We start from the raw sequence: 16,176 nt of genomic DNA, 5'->3' as shown, positions 1-16,176 counted from the left end.
TGCTGAAGACGTCAATCGGTGCCGGCGCACAGGGCGCCGACGCGCACTGGCGGCGGGGTGTCCCGTCGCCAGTGGTCAGGCATTAGCGCGGGCCGCCGCCGCGACGGCCGCCGCCGCCGCCCTTCTGCTTGTCCTGCGCTGCCTTGAGTTCGGCCTCGGTCGGCTCGGGCGGGGTTTCGCCCGGCTTGAGCGCGCTGACCTTGCTGCCCGGCTTGAGCCGGAACTGGCCTTCGGTGACCACGCGCTCGCCGGGCTTGAGGCCCTTGGTGACCTGCACATGGCTGTCGTCCACTTCCACGCCCTGCACCACGGTGCGCATCTGCGCGGTGTTGTCGTTGCCCACCACGTAGACGTAATCGCCGTCCGGGCCGCGCTGCACCGCCTGGGTGGGCACCACGGTGCCGCCGGAGATGGTGCGCAGCTGCAGCCGCACGTTGACGAACTGCCCCGGCCACAAGGCGTTGTCGGTGTTGTCGAAGATCGCACGCGCGCCGAAGGTGCCGCTGTCGGCGGCGATGCGGTTGTCGATCACCTCCAGCTTGCCGTCGCCGCTGATCACGTGCGCATCGCCGCGATCCAGCGCCGCCACGCCCAGTGGCGACGCCGCCTGGCCGCTGCGCACGGCCTGCAGCTCGCGCTCGGGCAGGTTGAAGGACACATAGATCGGGCGGATCTGGGTCAGGGTGACGATGGTGGAGCTGGCGCTGACGATATTGCCCACGTCCACCCAGCGGATGCCGGCGATGCCGTCAATCGGCGCGGTGACGCGGGTGAACTGCAATTGCACCTGCGCCGAGCGCATCTGCGCATCGTTGGCCGACACCGCCGCCTCGTACTGCGCCACCTGGTTACGCTGGGTATCCAGGTCTGTGCGCGAGACGTACTGCTTGTAGGCCGGGTCGTTGGAGCGCTGGTAGTTCACCCGCGAGGTCGCCAGCAGCGCCTGGTTCTGGCGCTTGGCCGCCAGCGCCTGGTCGTAGCTGGCCTGCAGCGTGCGCGGGTCGATCTGCGCCAGCAGCTCGCCCTTCTTCACTTCCTGGCCTTCCTTGAAATTCAGGCTCATCAGCTGGCCGCCGACCTGCGGGCTGACCGTGACCGTGTTGAGCGCGGTGACCGTGCCCAGCGCGCTGGCATAGACCGGCACGTCCTGGGTGGTGGCAGCCACCACCGTGACCGGCACCGGGCCGCTGTTTTCGGTGCCATTGCCGTCCGGCGCGTCCGCCCGCTTGCCGTGATCGCCCCCGCCCATCATGCGCATTGCGACAAACACCACGACGAGCACCGCTACGACCAGCAGTGTGATCTTCCAAAAACGCGACATGCGACAACTCCTGAGGGCGGGCCGGGCGCCTGGGGCGACCGTGGGGCGGCTATGCGAAGCATATCGCCGCGCCTGACGGATTGAACGTTACTGAAGTAACGGGCCATCGGGCGCGACATCTGCGCCATTCATGGGCGCAGTGCAGCGGCAACGTACCACTGCGACTGCGGTTGACCGCTGGACTGAATCGGGCCCCACCGCAACCCGCCAGCTGCGCGGGTGCACTACATTAAGCAATCATCTTTAGAGGATTGCCAATGCGCCACTCCCGCCTGCTGACCAGCGCGCTACTGCTCGCCCTGCCCACGCTCGCCGCCGCCCAGGCCACGCCCCGGCCCGAAGTGCAGGCCGCTGCCGCGCCGTTGCAGACCAAGCTGGTGCAGTGGCGCCGCGACTTCCACCAGCACCCGGAACTGTCCAACCGCGAGGAGCGCACCGCCGCCACCGTGGCCGCGCAGCTGCGCAAGCTCGGCCTCAAGCCGCGCACCGGCATCGCCCATCACGGCGTGGTGGCCATCATCAAGGGTGGCAAGCCGGGGCCGAAGATCGCCTTGCGCGCCGACATGGATGCCTTGCCGGTCAAGGAGCAGACCGGCCTGCCGTTCGCCTCCAAGGTCACCGCCGAGTACCGCGGCGAGCAGGTCGGGGTGATGCACGCCTGCGGCCACGACGCCCACACCGCGATCCTGCTCGGCGTGGCCGAAGCGCTGGTCGGCATGCGCGAGCAGCTGCCCGGCGAGGTGATGCTGATCTTCCAGCCCTCCGAGGAAGGCGCACCGGGCAACGAAGAGGGCGGCGCGTCGCTGATGCTGAAGGAAGGCCTGTTCGCCGACTTCAAGCCGCAGGCGGTGTTCGGCCTGCATGTGTTCTCCAGCGTGCAGGCCGGCAAGATCGCGGTGCGCAGCGGCCCGCTGATGGCGGCCTCGGACCGTTTCGCGATCAAGATGATCGGCCGCCAGACGCATGGCTCGGCGCCGTGGAACGGCATCGACCCGATCGTGGCCAGCGCCGACATGATCGGCGCCGCGCAGACCGTGATCAGCCGCCGTGCCAACCTGTCCAAGCAGCCGGCAGTGTTGAGCTTCGGCGCGATCAAGGGCGGCATCCGCTACAACATCATCCCCGACGACGTGGAAATGGTCGGCACCATCCGCACCTTCGACGAAGCCATGCGCCAGCAGATCTTCGCCGACCTCAAGACGGTGGCCGAGCACACCGCTGCCGCCCACGGGGCCAAGGTCGAGGCGCAGGTACCGGACCAGCCCGGCAACCCGGCCACCGTCAACGACCCTGCATTGACCGCAAAGATGCTGCCCAGCCTGCAGGCCGTGGTGGGCGCCGACAATGTCTACGAGCCGCCGTTGCAGATGGGCGCCGAAGACTTTTCGTTCTACGCCCAGCAGGTGCCGTCGATGTTCTTCTTCGTCGGCTCCACCGCCAAGGGCATCGACCCGGCGACCGCGCCCAGCAATCACTCGCCGCAGTTCCTGCTCGACGAATCGTCGCTGGATGTGGGCTTGCGCGCGTTGTTGCAGGTGTCGCTGGATTACCTGCACCAGGGTGAGGCTGGCTGAATCGGGAGTCGGGAATGGGGAATGGGGAATCGTGCGCAGTTGCGCGGTTTCCGCTGAGCGTTGGTGATCGTGTGGGGTGGCGGGCCGCTTGACGGCCCGCTGCTTCTGTCGCCAGCTCGCTCCAGCATCCGCCATATAGCTCACGGCCAGCCCGCCCGGCCTAAAATGGCGGGATGAATACCCCAGAAGATTCCACCCTCGGTCGTGAGGTCGCCTATCCCAGTGGCTACGATCCGTCGCTGCTGTTTCCAATTCCGCGCGCGGCCGGGCGCGAGGCGATCGGCCTGACCGGCGCCTTGCCCTTCATCGGGCGCGATCGCTGGCATGCCTATGAACTCAGCTGGCTCGATGCACAGGGCAAGCCCTGCGTGGCCACGGCCACCTTGAACGTCCCCTGCGAGTCGCCGTCGTTGATCGAATCCAAGTCGCTCAAGCTGTATCTCAATTCGCTCAATGCCACCCGCTTCAACAGTGCCGAAGCGGTGCGCACCCGCATCGCCACCGACCTGTCCACACGCGCCGGTGCCGATGTGACGGTGGACTTCGGTCTGCCGCCGATCGATGCGGTCGGCGAGGGCGAATCGATCGACGCGCTGGACGTCAGCATCGACGACTACGGCCCGCCCAATGCCGCGTACCTGTCGGCGCACGCGCAACCGCTCACCGAAGAAGTGCTGACCTCGGCCCTGCTCAAATCCAATTGCCCGGTCACCGGCCAACCGGATTGGGCCAGCGTCACGCTGCGCTACCGCGGCGCGCCGATCGACCGCGAAGGCCTGCTGCGCTATCTGGTGAGTTTCCGCGACCACGCCGAGTTTCATGAGCAATGCGTGGAGCGGATCTTCAACGACGTGCTGCTCCGCTGCGCGCCGCAGTGGCTGGTGGTCGAGGCGCGCTACACCCGCCGTGGCGGGCTGGACATCAACCCCTTGCGCAGCTCGCCCAGCGTGCCGACACCGCTGTCGATCTTTCGCGACCTGCGCCAGTAACCATGCCCGTTCCGGGATCGCGCCAGCTTCACGGTGGCGCGATCCATGCTTAACAGCGCTGCACGCACCCTGCAAGCTTCGTGATGCACGAAGGAATGCAGCAATGAGTGCCGATAAGAAACCAGATTTCTCCAATGTGACGTCGACGGTCGATAGCACCGCCGAAGTGACGCCCGCTCCGGATTTTTCCAACGTGCGCACCAGCGTGCAGAGCACCGCAGAGCTGGTCGAGGAATCGGTCACTGTGCAGGCAGGCGACAGTCTGTCCAGCATCGCCAAACGTCACCTCGGCGACGGCGCATTGTGGCCGCGTATTTTCGAAGCCAACCGCGAAACGCTCAAGGACCCGGACAAGATCTTTCCGGGGCAGATGCTGCGGTTGCCGCACAAAGCGTAGCGGCCGGCGAGTCACCGCATTGCATGGTTCGTGGCGCGCTGCCGGGAATCGCGCAAGACACACCAGAAACCAAGACACTCCAGAAACCCTGTTCTTTTCGATATTCGGAGATTGATCCATGCGTACTAAATCCGTTTCAGGCACGCTCGTGATTGCCCTTGCCGGCGTGCTTGCACTGTCCGGCTGCAAGAAGAATGACGACGCCAGCGTTTCGAAGGATCCCACTTCCGGGGCTGCCACGGAGGCGATGCCAGGCCCGGCCGCCACGCCGCCGGCCAGCGATCAGGCTGGCCAGAGCACGGCGACCGGCGCGGCCAGCACCGACACCGCAGCGGCGACGGGTTCCGCCGTCAGCGTGTCCAGCGTTGCAGTCGGGACCACTGCCGCCGCCGACAAGACAGTGACCCCGTCTGCCACCATCGGCACCAAGGACACCATCATCGTGTCGGTCAAGACCGATGGCAGCGCGAGCAATGTGCCCGTATCGGCCAAGCTCACCTATCAGGATGGCCAGGTTGCCGGCGAGCAGAACGCCACGCTGACCACCACTGGCGCAGAAACCACCAACCTCAGCTTCAGCAAGCCCGATGGCTGGCCGGCCGGGACATACACCGCGCAGGCCATGGTCGACGGCAAGCCTGCGGGCAATCCGCAGACCATTACGGTGAAGTAGCTGACATAGGCGGTCGGTGGCGACGGCGTCGCGTCCCGGCATCGTCCCATCTGCAGCCGGTGACGTCTGCTTGCATCACGTTGCAGCAAAAGGCGCGATCGCGTGATTGCGCCTTTTTGCTGTGCGTCGATTCGGCAATGGATTCGTTACAGCTGCATCCATGTCGATTGGCCGTGTGGCGGGATGAAGCGTCCGCCTGTGGTCGCTTTACCCGGGCGCGGCTCAGACGCGACAATGCCGTGCTGATCCAATGCCGCGTCCATCGCGCTGGCCGATCGGCGTGCCGCCAGCGACCCCCGTCGCGCACGCCAACGTCAACGTCGCTGGGCATCGGCGCTCCTCCCGACCACAAGAGCCATCGCACCTCATGTCGAAGACACCGAAGATCCTCTACACGCTCACCGACGAAGCTCCCTTCCTGGCCACGCAGTCGCTGCTGCCGATCATCGATGCCTACACCGATACCGCAGGGATCGTGGTCGAAACGCGCGATATCTCGCTCGCCGGACGCATCCTGGCGCTGTTTCCCGACAGCCTGAGCGCGGAGCAGAAAATCGCCGACGACCTCGCCGAACTGGGCGAGCTGGCCACCACGCCGGAAGCCAACATCATCAAGCTGCCCAACATCAGCGCCTCGGTGCCGCAGCTCAAGGCTGCCATCAAGGAACTGCAGGGCCAGGGCTACGCGCTGCCGGCCTATCCGGACGAGCCCAAGGATGCCGCCGAAAAAGACATCAAGGCGCGCTACGACAAGGTCAAGGGCAGTGCAGTGAATCCGGTGCTGCGCGAAGGCAATTCCGATCGCCGCGCACCGCTGTCGGTCAAGAACTACGCACGCAAGCATCCGCACCGCATGGGCAAGTGGAGCAGCGATTCCAAGTCGCACGTGGCGCACATGGACGCCGGCGATTTCTTCGGTAGCGAGCAGTCCACCACGCTGGCCGACGCCGGTACGCTGACGATCGAATTCGTCGGTACCGATGGCAGCAGCAGCGTGCTCAAGGACAAGGTCGCGGTGAAGGCCGGCGAGATCGTCGACGCCGCCGTGCTGAGCAAGCGTGCGTTGGCCAGCTTCATCGACGCGCAGATCGCCGATGCCAAGGCCTCCGGCGTGCTGTTTTCGGTGCACCTGAAAGCCACCATGATGAAGGTCTCCGACCCGGTGTTGTTCGGTGTGGTGGTCGGGGAATTCTACAAGGACACGCTGAGCAAGCATGCCGAGGCATTGAAGTCGGTGGGCTTTGACCCGAACAACGGCATCGGCGACCTGTACGCCCGCATCGGCACCTTGCCGGAAGCGCAGCAGGCGCAGATCAAGGCCGATATCCAGGCCGAATACGCGCAGCGTCCGGGCCTGGCCATGGTCAATTCGGACAAGGGCATCACCAGCCTGCATGTGCCCAGCGACGTGATCGTCGACGCCTCGATGCCGGCGATGATCCGCGACTCCGGTCAGATGTGGAATGCCGACGGCAAGCTGCAGGACACCAAGGCGGTGATTCCGGACCGTTGCTATGCCGGCGTGTATCAGGCGGTGATCGACGACTGCCGCACGCATGGTGCGTTCGACCCGGCCACCATGGGCTCGGTGCCCAATGTCGGCCTGATGGCGCAGAAGGCCGAAGAATACGGCTCGCACGACAAGACCTTCCAGCTGTCGGCGGCCGGTACCGTCAAGGTCACCGATGCCAATGGCAAGACGGTGTTCGAACACGCGGTGGAAGCTGGCGATCTGTGGCGCATGTGCCAGGTCAAGGACGCGCCGATCCAGGACTGGGTGAAGCTGGCGGTCGAGCGCGCACGTCTGAGCGATACCCCGGCCGTGTTCTGGCTGGACAAGGCACGCGCGCATGACGCGCAGGTGATCGCCAAGGTCGAGAAATACCTGAAGGATCACGACACCAGCGGTCTGGATATCCGCATCCTGCCGCCGGTGGAGGCCACCACCTTCTCGCTGGAGCGCATCCGCAAGGGCCAGGACACCATCTCGGTCACCGGCAACGTGCTGCGCGACTACCTCACCGACCTGTTCCCGATCATGGAGCTGGGCACCAGCGCCAAGATGCTCTCCATCGTGCCGCTGATGGCCGGCGGCGGCCTGTTCGAAACCGGTGCCGGCGGCTCGGCGCCCAAGCACGTGCAGCAGTTCGTCGAAGAGAACTGCCTGCGCTGGGATTCGCTTGGCGAATTCCTGGCGCTGGCCGCATCACTGGAGCATCTGGGCAACCGCTACAACAATCCGTCGGCCACGGTGCTGGCCAAGGCGCTGGACGTGGCCAACGGCCAGTTCCTGGACAACAACAAGTCGCCGGCGCGCAAGGTCGGTGAACTCGACAACCGCGGCAGCCACTTCTATCTGGCCATGTACTGGGCACAGGCGCTGGCTGCGCAGACCGAGGACACTGCCCTGCAGGCCAAGTTCGCACCGCTGGCCAAGGCGCTGACCGAGAACGAAGCCGCCATCGTGGCCGAGCTCAACGGGGCGCAGGGCAAGCCGGTCGAGATCGGTGGCTACTACCACCCGGACCTGGCCAAGGTCAGCGAGGCGATGCGCCCGAGCAAGACCTTCAATGACGTGCTGGCCACGTTGAAGGCCTGAGCCCGCGCACCGCGTGCCGGTGCGTCCAGTCCAGTACCATCGTCAGGGCCCGCCTCGCCACCAGGCGGGCCCCGTCGTTTCAGCGAAAGGGCGACAGTGCGGTCATCGCCCGCACCAGCTGGCGCGCACGTCGCGCCATCCTTTTTTCGGCGTTCCTGCGAGGCGCAGGCTCGGCCGCGACCGGTGCGCTCTGCGCGGTCTGTGCTGCCGGTTCGGCGCTGGCGTCCGTTGCCACGTCCATCGCGATCTCCGCCTCCGCCAACTGCCTTGCAAGCGCCACGTCGGCAATGTGCCCGTGCTGGAACAGCAACTCGGTAAAGATGCGCATGATCCTGCTCCCACTTGAGTGGAAGCCACAGTAGGCGCAGGCTTGGCTATGCAAAAGCGAGGCTTTTGCAAGTCAGCGTTGAATTCCATTCAAGGGTGAGCCATGTCGCGTCCGCCGCTTCACGCATTGCAGGGCTTCGTCAGTGCGGTGCGTCTGGGCAATCTCTCGCGCGCTGCCGCGTCGATGCATCTGACCGTCAGTGCGCTCAGTCACCAGGTGCGTGCACTCGAACAACGCCTGGGCTATCGGTTGCTGCAGCGGCACGCGCGCGGCGTCAGCGCCACGCCGCAGGGGCAGCAATTGCTCGATCGCATCGCTCCGCATCTGGATGCGATCGCCGACGCATTCCAGCCGTTCGCTGCACGCCGCGAGGACACGCTTACCCTGAGCATTACGCCGTCGATGGCCTCGGCGTGGCTGGTGCCGCGCCTGAGCAATTTTCTGGCCGCCCATCCCACCATCGAGATCAATCTGTTTTCCAGCGAGCGATTGGTGGACTTCGAACGCCAGCCGCAGGTGGATGCGGCCATGCGCATCGGTGCCGGACAGTGGCCGGGCGTGATCGCCGAACCGTTGTTCGACGAATGGCTGGTGCCGATGGCGAGCCCGTCGCTGATCGCACGCATGGGCGGCATCGATGCGCAGCCGCTGCAGCGATGGCCGCTGCTGGGCGACCCGGATGGCGACTGGCCGCGCTGGTTTGCGACCTTCGGGGGCGAGCCGCCGCGACGGTATGCCGCGGTGCTCGACGAATCCGAGTCCCATCACCGTGCCGCGCTGGATGGCGTCGGGGTTGCGATGGGGCGGGTGACCCGCGCACGCCTGTTGCTGGCATCCGGCCAGCTGGTGGCGCTGTCAGCGCAACGGCTCAAGACCACCTGGTCGCATTACCTGGTATACCCGCAGCGTTCGGCCACGCACACCGGTTTTCTGGCATTTCGCCAGTGGCTCAAGGCACAGGCGCGCGAACATGCCGAGCACGCGCAGCAGGCAATGGCCGCACCGTCTGCCGTGCTGCCGCCCACCACGCATCGCCGCAAGCGCGCAAGGACACTGCCGCCATGAACCAGCTGCCGTTACCGCCCCAATCCGAACGCCGCGCGCTGGCGATCGCCCACGCGGTGTACGAAGCGTTCGAGGATTACCACGCGCGGTTTTCCGAGATCACCGCACGCGCCAAGCAGCGCTTCGAAATGCGCGACTGGAGCGGCGCGCGCGACGATGCCGTCGCTCGTATCGCGCTCTACGATCAGTACATCAGCGAATGCATGCTGCGCCTGCGTGCCGTGCTGCTGGGGCAGGCGCACGACCGCGCGTTGTGGATGCGCGCACGCAGTCATTACGCCGCGTTGCTGGCCGGGTTGATCGACCAGGAGTTGTACAAGACCTTCTACAACACGCTGACGCGGCGTTACTTCGGCACCCACGGCGTGGATGCCGATATCGAATTCATCGCGCTGGATATCGAACCCACCGACGCCATCACCGTGCCGGTGGCGCGGCATACCTACGCCGTGTCGCCAGGTCGGCTGACCGACATGCTGGTGCGCGTGCTGGGCGATTACGCATTCGCGGTGCCGTATGCGCACCGCACCCGCTGTGCGGCGGCCATTGCGGTGCGTCTGCTCGACGACCTGGCGCATTGGGGCGAGCACCCGGTGCGCAGCGTCGAGCTGCTCGAGACGGTGTTCTATCGCGAGCGTCGCGCGTATCTGGTCGGGCGTGTATTCGGCGAGCACCGGTTTTCACCATGCGTCATCGCATTGGTCAACGACGATGCCGGCTTGCGCGCCGAAGCGGTGTTGACCAGGCGCAGCGATGTCGCCCAACTGTTCAGCAATTCGCGCAGTTATTTTCAAGCCGACCTGTCCACGGTTGGCGATGCGGTGGTCTTCCTGCGCAGCCTGCTTACTCACAAGCCGGTCGACGAGCTGTACACCATGCTCGGCCGCGCCAAGCAGGGCAAGACCGAGCGCTATCGCACGTTCTTCAGCCATTTCCAGGCCCAGCCGTCCGAGCAGCTGGTGCATGCCGATGGCACGCCCGGCATGGTCATGGTGGTGTTTACGCTGCCCAGCTATCCGCTGGTGTTCAAGCTCATTCGCGACCGTTTTGCCTACCCCAAGACCATGAGTCGCGCGCAGGTGGAAGGCAAATACGAACTGGTGTTCCAGCTCGATCGCATCGGCCGCCTGCTCGACGCGCAGCCGTATCGTTTCCTGCGCTTTCCCAGATCGCGCTTCTCGCCCACGCTGCTGGAAGAGCTGCAGACCAGCTGCGCGATGAGCCTGAGCGAAGACGGCGACGATGTACTGATTGCGCTGTGCTACGTGCAACGGCGCTTGCGCCCGCTCAATCTGTACCTGCGCGAACAACTGCCCGAGGCTGCGCATGCCGCCGCGCTGGACTATGGCCAGGCGATCAAGGACATGGCGCGCAACAACATTTTTCCCGGCGACATGCTGCTGAAGAACTTCGGTATCACCCGACATCAGCGTGCGGTGTTCTACGACTACGACGAGCTGTGCCTGATCACCGAGTGCACCTTTCGCGACTGGCCCACGCCCACCACCTACGAAGAACAGATGGCCGCCGAACCCTGGTTCCATGTCGGCCCACGCGACGTCTTCCCCGAGCGCTTCGCGCTGTTCATGGGCTTGCCATCCTCGCAACTGGAAGCGGTCAAGCACATCCACCCGGAACTGTTCGACCCGCAGTGGTGGCGCGACCTGCAGGCAAGGCTGCGCGAGGACGATTATCCGGACACACCGCCCTACGCAGAATCGCGCCGGCTTGCCTAGGCCGTTCCGTTTGCAGCGGCAGGCTGGTAAAACGTGCCTTCAACCAATGGAGTACGGCAATGCAGTGGAAGCAACGTGTAGGTCTGGGCATCCTCCTTTCGCTGGCAGCGATGGGCGTTGCGCACGCCAAGCCGGACACTACGCGTCTGCAGATCGAGGTGAGCATGAATGTCACCGGCGAGTTGACGCTGACGCCGGACGGCACCGTGACGGCAGTAACGCTCGCCGACGAGGAGCGTTTGCCTGTCGCGGTTCGCGAGCGGATCAAGCATTCGGTGGCGGCGTGGCGGTTCGATCCGGTCAAGGACGACGGCAATGCCTTGCCGGCGCGGCTGCCGATGAGCTTGCTGCTGGTCGCCAAGCCTGCCGAAGACAATCAGTACCAGGTGTCGATCCGTAGCGCGCATTTCGGCGGTCAGGCCGAGCAAGGGGATGGCGCACAGGCCAAGGACATGGCGCCGCCGCCCTATCCGGTCAATGCCTTCAGGGGCGGGGCGACCGGCGTGGTCTATCTGCTGCTCAAGATCGGACGCGATGGCAAGGTGGAGGATGTGGCTGCCGAACAGGTCAACCTCACCGCACTGGTTCCCGAGTCCAAGCGTGCGCGCTGGCGCAAGGAATTTGCCGATGCCTCGATGGCCAAGGCGCGCAGCTGGACGTTTACCCCGCCCACGGCCGGGCCCGAGCGCAATGCGCCGTTCTGGGAGATGCGCGTGCCGGTGACATTCGACATCGCCGCGTCGGAGAAGGACCTGGATGCCAAGCAGAAAAAATGGCAGTCGTATCTGCCGGGTCCGCGCCAGAGCGCGTCCTGGCGAGCGCAGAGCGAGACGACCGCAGCGACCGACAGCCCGGACGCACTGCCAGGCTCGGGATTGTTTTCCGTACGCGGCGAAGGCGTGCGCCTGATCACGCCGCTGCAGGAAGGCTGAGGGTCCGCCCGGAGTCCTTCTGGCGAGTCGGATCGCTGTGGCCGGTGTCGCGGATCCGTTTTTCCGGGAGTCAACCATCCGACGGCCACCGGCATGGCGCGCAACCAGGGCGCAGTCGCTCGGCATCGACCGCACAATCGCGATCGAATGCGGAAAACCAAGCGCATGGGCTGACGCAAATACCGCCCACAAAAAAGCCCCGCAATGCGGGGCTTTTTTTTGGCGCTGACGCAAACCGACCTCAGCGCTTCATCGAACTGAAGAACTCGTCGTTGGACTTGGTGGTCTTCATCTTGTCCAGCAGGAATTCCATCGCTGCGATTTCGTCCATCGGGTGCAGCAGCTTGCGCAGGATCCAGATCTTCTGCAGCAGCTCCGGCTCGATCAACAGATCTTCGCGACGCGTGCCCGAGCGGTTGATGTCGATCGCCGGGTAAACGCGCTTTTCGGTGATGCGACGGTTCAAATGCACTTCGCTGTTGCCGGTGCCCTTGAACTCTTCGTAGATCACCTCGTCCATCTTGCTGCCGGTCTCGACCAGCGCGGTGGCGATGATGGTCAGCGAGCCGCCTTCCTCCACGTTACGCGCCGCGCCGAAGAAGCGCTTCGGACGGTGCAGCGCATTGGCGTCCACACCACCGGTGAGCACCTTGCCGGAGCTGGGCACCACGTTGTTGTAGGCGCGTGCCAGGCGGGTGATCGAGTCGAGCAGGATCACCACGTCCTTCTTGTGCTCGACCAGGCGCTTGGCCCGTTCGATCACCATCTCGGCGACCTGCACGTGGCGCGCGGCCGGCTCGTCGAACGTGGAGGAGATGACCTCGCCGCGCACGGTGCGCTGCATTTCGGTCACTTCTTCCGGGCGCTCGTCGATCAGCAGCACGATCATGTGCACTTCGGGATGATTGGTGGTGATGGCCGTGGCCACCTGCTGCATCATCATCGTTTTACCGGCCTTGGGCGGGGAGACGATCAGCGCGCGCTGACCCTTGCCCTGCGGCGCCATCAGATCCAGGATGCGGCCGGTGATGTCCTCGGTGGACCCATCGCCACGTTCCAGACGGAACCGGCGACGCGGGAACAGCGGGGTCAGGTTCTCGAACAGCACCTTGTTCTTGCTGGCTTCCAGCGGCTCACCGTTGATGGTGTCCACGATCGACAGCGCGAAATAGCGTTCGCCGTCCTTGGGGAAGCGGATGCGGCCGGACAGGTGGTCGCCGGTGCGCAGGTTGAAGCGGCGGATCTGGCTGGGCGAGATGTAGGTATCGTCCGGGCCGGCCAGGTAGCTGGCTTCGGCGGCACGCAGGAAGCCGAAGCCGTCGGGCAGGATTTCCAGCACGCCGTCGGCGGCAACGCCTTCGCCGTGACGGGTCAGCACCTTGAGCAGGGCGAAGATCACGTCCTGCTTGCGCGCGCGTGCCACGCCTTCCTGGATGTTGAGCTGATCGGCGATGTCCAGCAGCTTTTGCGCCGGCATCCGCTTGAGATCGCTCAGCGAATAGACCGGGAAGCCCTCCGGAACGGCCGGATGCGGACGCGCGATGAACGGCTCGTTGCTGCCGTCGGAGGACGGCATGCCGCCGCCTTCGTTACCGAACCGATCGCGCGGACCGCGGTCGCGGCGGTTGCGGAACCGGTCGCGGCGATTGCCCTGCTGGTTCTGCCCCTGGCCTTGCTGGTTCTGGCCCTGGCCCTGGCCCTGGTTTTGTCCCTGGCCCTGACCTTGGCTTTGCGCCTGATTCTGGTTCTGCTGTTGCTGCGCCTGATTGAAGCGCTGCTGCTGCGACTGGCCGCCTTCGCGGGGCTCGCCGTGATTGTCGCCGCCCTGGCTGGAGCCAGAGGCGTTGCCTGCGCCTGCGCCATCGCCGGACGTCTGCGCCGGTGCCGAGTCGGCAGCGTGCGACGGTGCCTGCGGGGCGCGTGGAGCGTCGGGTGCGGGGCTGGCGGGCAAGGGCAGGTTGGGCTGCTGTGCGCCGGCATCGTCATGGGCGATGGCGGTCTTGCTCACGCGCGGCTTGCGCGCGCGCTTCTCGACGGGAGCGTCGACGCTGCTCCCGGTATCGGAGGAAGGATGATCGGACAAGTGCGTGATTCCTCGCTAAGGTGCGAGCGCCCGGCTGGGGGGCGAACTATTGGTAGATGGGAGTCTAGAAGAGGTTTCTAGAGGGGTACGGCGGCGCACGAACGTGTGCCGGACCAACTGACACTATCACCGCAGCGCGCAACCGCGCAAGCGTCGGCCATGGCAGGGTTTAACTGCCGGCGAACCGCGGGGCGCCCATCGCTGGACGCCCATTCACTCAGGCAGCCGCGCCGCCCAGGGTCTTGTCGATCATCTGGGTCAGCTGGCCCTTGCCGACCGCCCCGATCTGGCTCGCCTGCACCTGCCCGTCCTTGAACAGCAGCAGCATCGGGATCGAGCGCACGTGGTACTTGATGGCCAGGGCGCGGTTCTGGTCCACATTGACCTTGGCAACCTTGAGCCTGCCCTGGTATGTATCGGCCAGATCGTCCAGCACCGGTGCGATCATCTTACACGGGCCACACCACTCGGCCCAGAAATCCACCAGAACCGGTTCGCCGGATTGCAGTACTGCGGTATCGAAGTCGGCATCGCCGACATGTTGAACCTTGTCGCTCACGTTGGGTCTCCTGGAAACCAAACGGCCCACCCGATCGGGCAGGCCGCCACATTGCGTTAAACTGGGGCATTGCGCGACTGAATCAAGTGTCAGTCCTGAAGCCGCGCTGTCCGCCACAAGAGCCGCAGTTTGCGACGCTGTCGGCATCGATGCAAGCCGCGCCCGGGCTGCCCAGGGCGCCTCACGAAGACGGAATAATGAGCGACAAACCGCTGACCGATTTGACTTTTTCCTCGTTCGACCTGCATCCGGCGTTGGTTGCCGGGCTGGAGAGCGCCGGGTTTACCCGCTGTACCCCGATCCAGGCGCTGACCCTGCCGGTCGCGTTGCCGGGCGGCGATGTCGCCGGCCAGGCCCAGACCGGCACCGGCAAGACGCTGGCGTTCCTGGTGGCGGTGATGAACCGCCTGCTGATCCGCCCGGCGCTGGCCGACCGCAAGCCGGAGGATCCGCGCGCGCTGATCCTGGCGCCCACCCGCGAGCTGGCGATCCAGATCCACAAGGACTCGGTCAAGTTCGGCGCCGACCTGGGCCTGCGCTTTGCGCTGGTCTATGGCGGGGTGGACTACGACAAGCAGCGCGAGCTGCTGCAGCAGGGCGTGGACGTGATCATTGCCACCCCCGGGCGGCTGATCGACTACGTCAAGCAGCACAAGGTGGTCTCGCTGCATGCCTGCGAGATCTGCGTGCTGGACGAAGCCGACCGCATGTTCGACCTGGGCTTCATCAAGGACATCCGCTTCCTGCTGCGGCGCATGCCCGAGCGCGGTACCCGGCAGACGCTGCTGTTCTCGGCCACGCTCAGTCACCGCGTGCTGGAGCTGGCCTACGAGCACATGAACGAGCCGGAAAAGCTAGTGGTCGAGACCGAGACCATCACCGCCGCACGCGTGCGCCAACGCATCTACTTCCCGTCCGACGAAGAGAAGCAGACGCTGCTGCTGGGCCTGCTGTCGCGCAGCGAAGGCGCGCGCACCATGGTGTTCGTCAATACCAAGGCGTTCGTGGAGCGGGTGGCGCGCACCCTGGAGCGCCACGGTTACCGGGTCGGTGTGCTGTCCGGCGACGTGCCGCAGAAAAAGCGCGAGTCGCTGCTCAACCGCTTCCAGAAGGGCCAGCTCGAAATTCTGGTCGCCACCGACGTGGCCGCGCGCGGTCTGCATATCGACGGGGTCAAGTACGTCTACAACTACGACCTGCCGTTCGACGCCGAAGATTACGTGCACCGCATCGGCCGCACTGCGCGGCTGGGCGAAGAGGGCGATGCGATCAGCTTCGCCTGCGAGCGCTACGCGATGAGCCTGCCGGACATCGAGGCATACATTGAGCAGAAGATCCCGGTCGAGCCGGTGACCACCGAACTGCTGACCCCGTTGCCGCGCACGCCGCGCACGCCGGTGGAAGGTGAAGAGGCCGACGATGACGCTGGCGACAGCGTGGGCACGATCTTCCGCGAAGCGCGCGAGCAGCGTGCGGCCGAAGAGCAGCGCCGTGGTGGTGGTCGCAGCGGTCCGGGCGGTGCATCGCGCAGCGGCAGTGGCGGCGGTCGTCGCGACGGTGGCAGTGCCGATGGCAAGCCGCGTCCGCGTCGCAAGCCGCGTGTGGAAGGCGAGACGGCCGCGACGCCGGCCGCCGCTGCCGTGCCCGCAGTGACGGCAGCGGCGGAACAGGCGCCATCGACGGTGGTGGCCGATGGCGAGCGCGCACCGCGCAAGCGCCGCCGCCGTCGCAACGGCCGTCCGGTCGACGGTGCCGAGCCGGTCGCGTCCACGCCGGTGCCTGCACCCGCCGCGCCGCGCAAGCCGACCCAGGTGGTCGCCAAGCCGGTGCGTGCCGCCGCCAAGCCGGGCGGCAGCCCGTCGCTGCTGAGCAGGATCGGTCGCCGCCTGCGTTCGCTGGTCTCGGGCAACTGACCGCTGG

Annotated in this window: 13 protein-coding genes; 9 read left to right on the top strand and 4 right to left on the bottom strand. The window is 65.8% G+C overall.

The features are described from left to right. Positions 1-82: 82 nt before the first annotated feature. Positions 83-1,321 carry an efflux RND transporter periplasmic adaptor subunit gene (locus VZ068_RS18975; protein WP_349656168.1) on the bottom strand — a complete coding sequence of 413 codons (1,239 nt, stop codon included), beginning with the start codon at positions 1,319-1,321 and terminating at the stop codon, positions 83-85. 257 nt (positions 1,322-1,578) lie between these two features. Between VZ068_RS18975 and VZ068_RS18970 the strand changes: the two genes are divergently transcribed. The 5 genes from VZ068_RS18970 to VZ068_RS18950 all read left to right on the top strand — a co-directional run bounded on the left by VZ068_RS18970 (position 1,579) and on the right by VZ068_RS18950 (position 7,553). Beyond that, positions 1,579-2,895, top strand: a complete 1,317-nt coding sequence (locus tag VZ068_RS18970) for a M20 family metallopeptidase (RefSeq protein ID WP_349656167.1) — start codon at positions 1,579-1,581, stop codon at positions 2,893-2,895. Positions 2,896-3,068: 173 nt separating this feature from the next. Next, positions 3,069-3,884, top strand: a complete 816-nt coding sequence (gene queF / locus VZ068_RS18965) for an NADPH-dependent 7-cyano-7-deazaguanine reductase QueF (protein WP_349656166.1) — start codon at positions 3,069-3,071, stop codon at positions 3,882-3,884. A 103-nt stretch (positions 3,885-3,987) separates the two neighbouring features. Next, positions 3,988-4,281, top strand: a complete 294-nt coding sequence (locus tag VZ068_RS18960) for a LysM peptidoglycan-binding domain-containing protein (protein ID WP_349656165.1) — start codon at positions 3,988-3,990, stop codon at positions 4,279-4,281. Positions 4,282-4,399: 118 nt separating this feature from the next. Next, entirely contained in the window at positions 4,400-4,954 is a 555-nt protein-coding gene (locus VZ068_RS18955) for a hypothetical protein (RefSeq protein WP_349656164.1), read from the top strand. A 367-nt stretch (positions 4,955-5,321) separates the two neighbouring features. Then, positions 5,322-7,553: an NADP-dependent isocitrate dehydrogenase gene (locus VZ068_RS18950; RefSeq protein WP_349656163.1), complete on the top strand. Its 2,232-nt coding sequence runs from the start codon at positions 5,322-5,324 to the stop codon at positions 7,551-7,553. A 79-nt stretch (positions 7,554-7,632) separates the two neighbouring features. On the opposite strand, the gene VZ068_RS18945 is transcribed toward VZ068_RS18950, so the two are convergent. Then, positions 7,633-7,881 carry a hypothetical protein gene (locus VZ068_RS18945; RefSeq protein ID WP_259163555.1) on the bottom strand — a complete coding sequence of 83 codons (249 nt, stop codon included), beginning with the start codon at positions 7,879-7,881 and terminating at the stop codon, positions 7,633-7,635. A gap of 102 nt (positions 7,882-7,983) precedes the next feature. Here VZ068_RS18945 and VZ068_RS18940 point away from each other — a divergent pair, with 102 nt between their 5' ends. Genes VZ068_RS18940 through VZ068_RS18930 form a run of 3 tightly spaced genes read left to right on the top strand, consistent with a single transcriptional unit; the run spans position 7,984 to position 11,614 of the window. Then, entirely contained in the window at positions 7,984-8,946 is a 963-nt protein-coding gene (locus VZ068_RS18940) for a LysR substrate-binding domain-containing protein (protein WP_259163553.1), read from the top strand. Beyond that, positions 8,943-10,682 carry a bifunctional isocitrate dehydrogenase kinase/phosphatase gene (gene aceK / locus VZ068_RS18935; protein ID WP_349656162.1) on the top strand — a complete coding sequence of 580 codons (1,740 nt, stop codon included), beginning with the start codon at positions 8,943-8,945 and terminating at the stop codon, positions 10,680-10,682. The genes VZ068_RS18940 and aceK overlap by 4 nt, the downstream gene beginning before the upstream one ends. Positions 10,683-10,741: 59 nt before the next feature. Next, the gene (locus tag VZ068_RS18930; RefSeq protein WP_349656161.1) at positions 10,742-11,614 is read left to right on the top strand and encodes a hypothetical protein; all 873 of its coding nucleotides are present in this window, start codon (positions 10,742-10,744) and stop codon (positions 11,612-11,614) included. A gap of 241 nt (positions 11,615-11,855) precedes the next feature. On the opposite strand, the gene rho is transcribed toward VZ068_RS18930, so the two are convergent. Both rho and trxA read right to left on the bottom strand, forming a co-directional pair. Then, a complete protein-coding gene (gene rho / locus VZ068_RS18925) occupies positions 11,856-13,697 on the bottom strand; it encodes a transcription termination factor Rho (protein WP_349656160.1) in 1,842 nt (613 codons plus the stop codon). Positions 13,698-13,914: 217 nt separating this feature from the next. Then, positions 13,915-14,256 carry a thioredoxin TrxA gene (gene trxA / locus VZ068_RS18920; RefSeq protein ID WP_046964286.1) on the bottom strand — a complete coding sequence of 114 codons (342 nt, stop codon included), beginning with the start codon at positions 14,254-14,256 and terminating at the stop codon, positions 13,915-13,917. Between the two features lie 197 nt (positions 14,257-14,453). Here trxA and rhlB point away from each other — a divergent pair, with 197 nt between their 5' ends. Continuing rightward, positions 14,454-16,169: an ATP-dependent RNA helicase RhlB gene (gene rhlB, locus VZ068_RS18915; protein ID WP_349656159.1), complete on the top strand. Its 1,716-nt coding sequence runs from the start codon at positions 14,454-14,456 to the stop codon at positions 16,167-16,169. Positions 16,170-16,176: the final 7 nt, after the last annotated feature.

This window comes from Xanthomonas sp. 10-10 (assembly GCF_040182365.1).
Taxonomy (GTDB): domain Bacteria; phylum Pseudomonadota; class Gammaproteobacteria; order Xanthomonadales; family Xanthomonadaceae; genus Xanthomonas; species Xanthomonas arboricola_F.
This window is presented reverse-complemented; position numbering and strand designations above follow the sequence as displayed.

Bases quoted from the DNA above. Each gene is read 5' to 3' on its own strand.
- VZ068_RS18975 (WP_349656168.1), bottom strand. From the start codon at position 1,321: ATGTCGCGTTTTTGGAAGATCACACTGCTGGTCGTAGCGGTGCTCGTC.
- VZ068_RS18970 (WP_349656167.1), top strand. From the start codon at position 1,579: ATGCGCCACTCCCGCCTGCTGACCAGCGCGCTACTGCTCGCCCTGCCC.
- queF (WP_349656166.1), top strand. From the start codon at position 3,069: ATGAATACCCCAGAAGATTCCACCCTCGGTCGTGAGGTCGCCTATCCC.
- VZ068_RS18960 (WP_349656165.1), top strand. From the start codon at position 3,988: ATGAGTGCCGATAAGAAACCAGATTTCTCCAATGTGACGTCGACGGTC.
- VZ068_RS18955 (WP_349656164.1), top strand. From the start codon at position 4,400: ATGCGTACTAAATCCGTTTCAGGCACGCTCGTGATTGCCCTTGCCGGC.
- VZ068_RS18950 (WP_349656163.1), top strand. From the start codon at position 5,322: ATGTCGAAGACACCGAAGATCCTCTACACGCTCACCGACGAAGCTCCC.
- VZ068_RS18945 (WP_259163555.1), bottom strand. From the start codon at position 7,881: ATGCGCATCTTTACCGAGTTGCTGTTCCAGCACGGGCACATTGCCGAC.
- VZ068_RS18940 (WP_259163553.1), top strand. From the start codon at position 7,984: ATGTCGCGTCCGCCGCTTCACGCATTGCAGGGCTTCGTCAGTGCGGTG.
- aceK (WP_349656162.1), top strand. From the start codon at position 8,943: ATGAACCAGCTGCCGTTACCGCCCCAATCCGAACGCCGCGCGCTGGCG.
- VZ068_RS18930 (WP_349656161.1), top strand. From the start codon at position 10,742: ATGCAGTGGAAGCAACGTGTAGGTCTGGGCATCCTCCTTTCGCTGGCA.
- rhlB (WP_349656159.1), top strand. From the start codon at position 14,454: ATGAGCGACAAACCGCTGACCGATTTGACTTTTTCCTCGTTCGACCTG.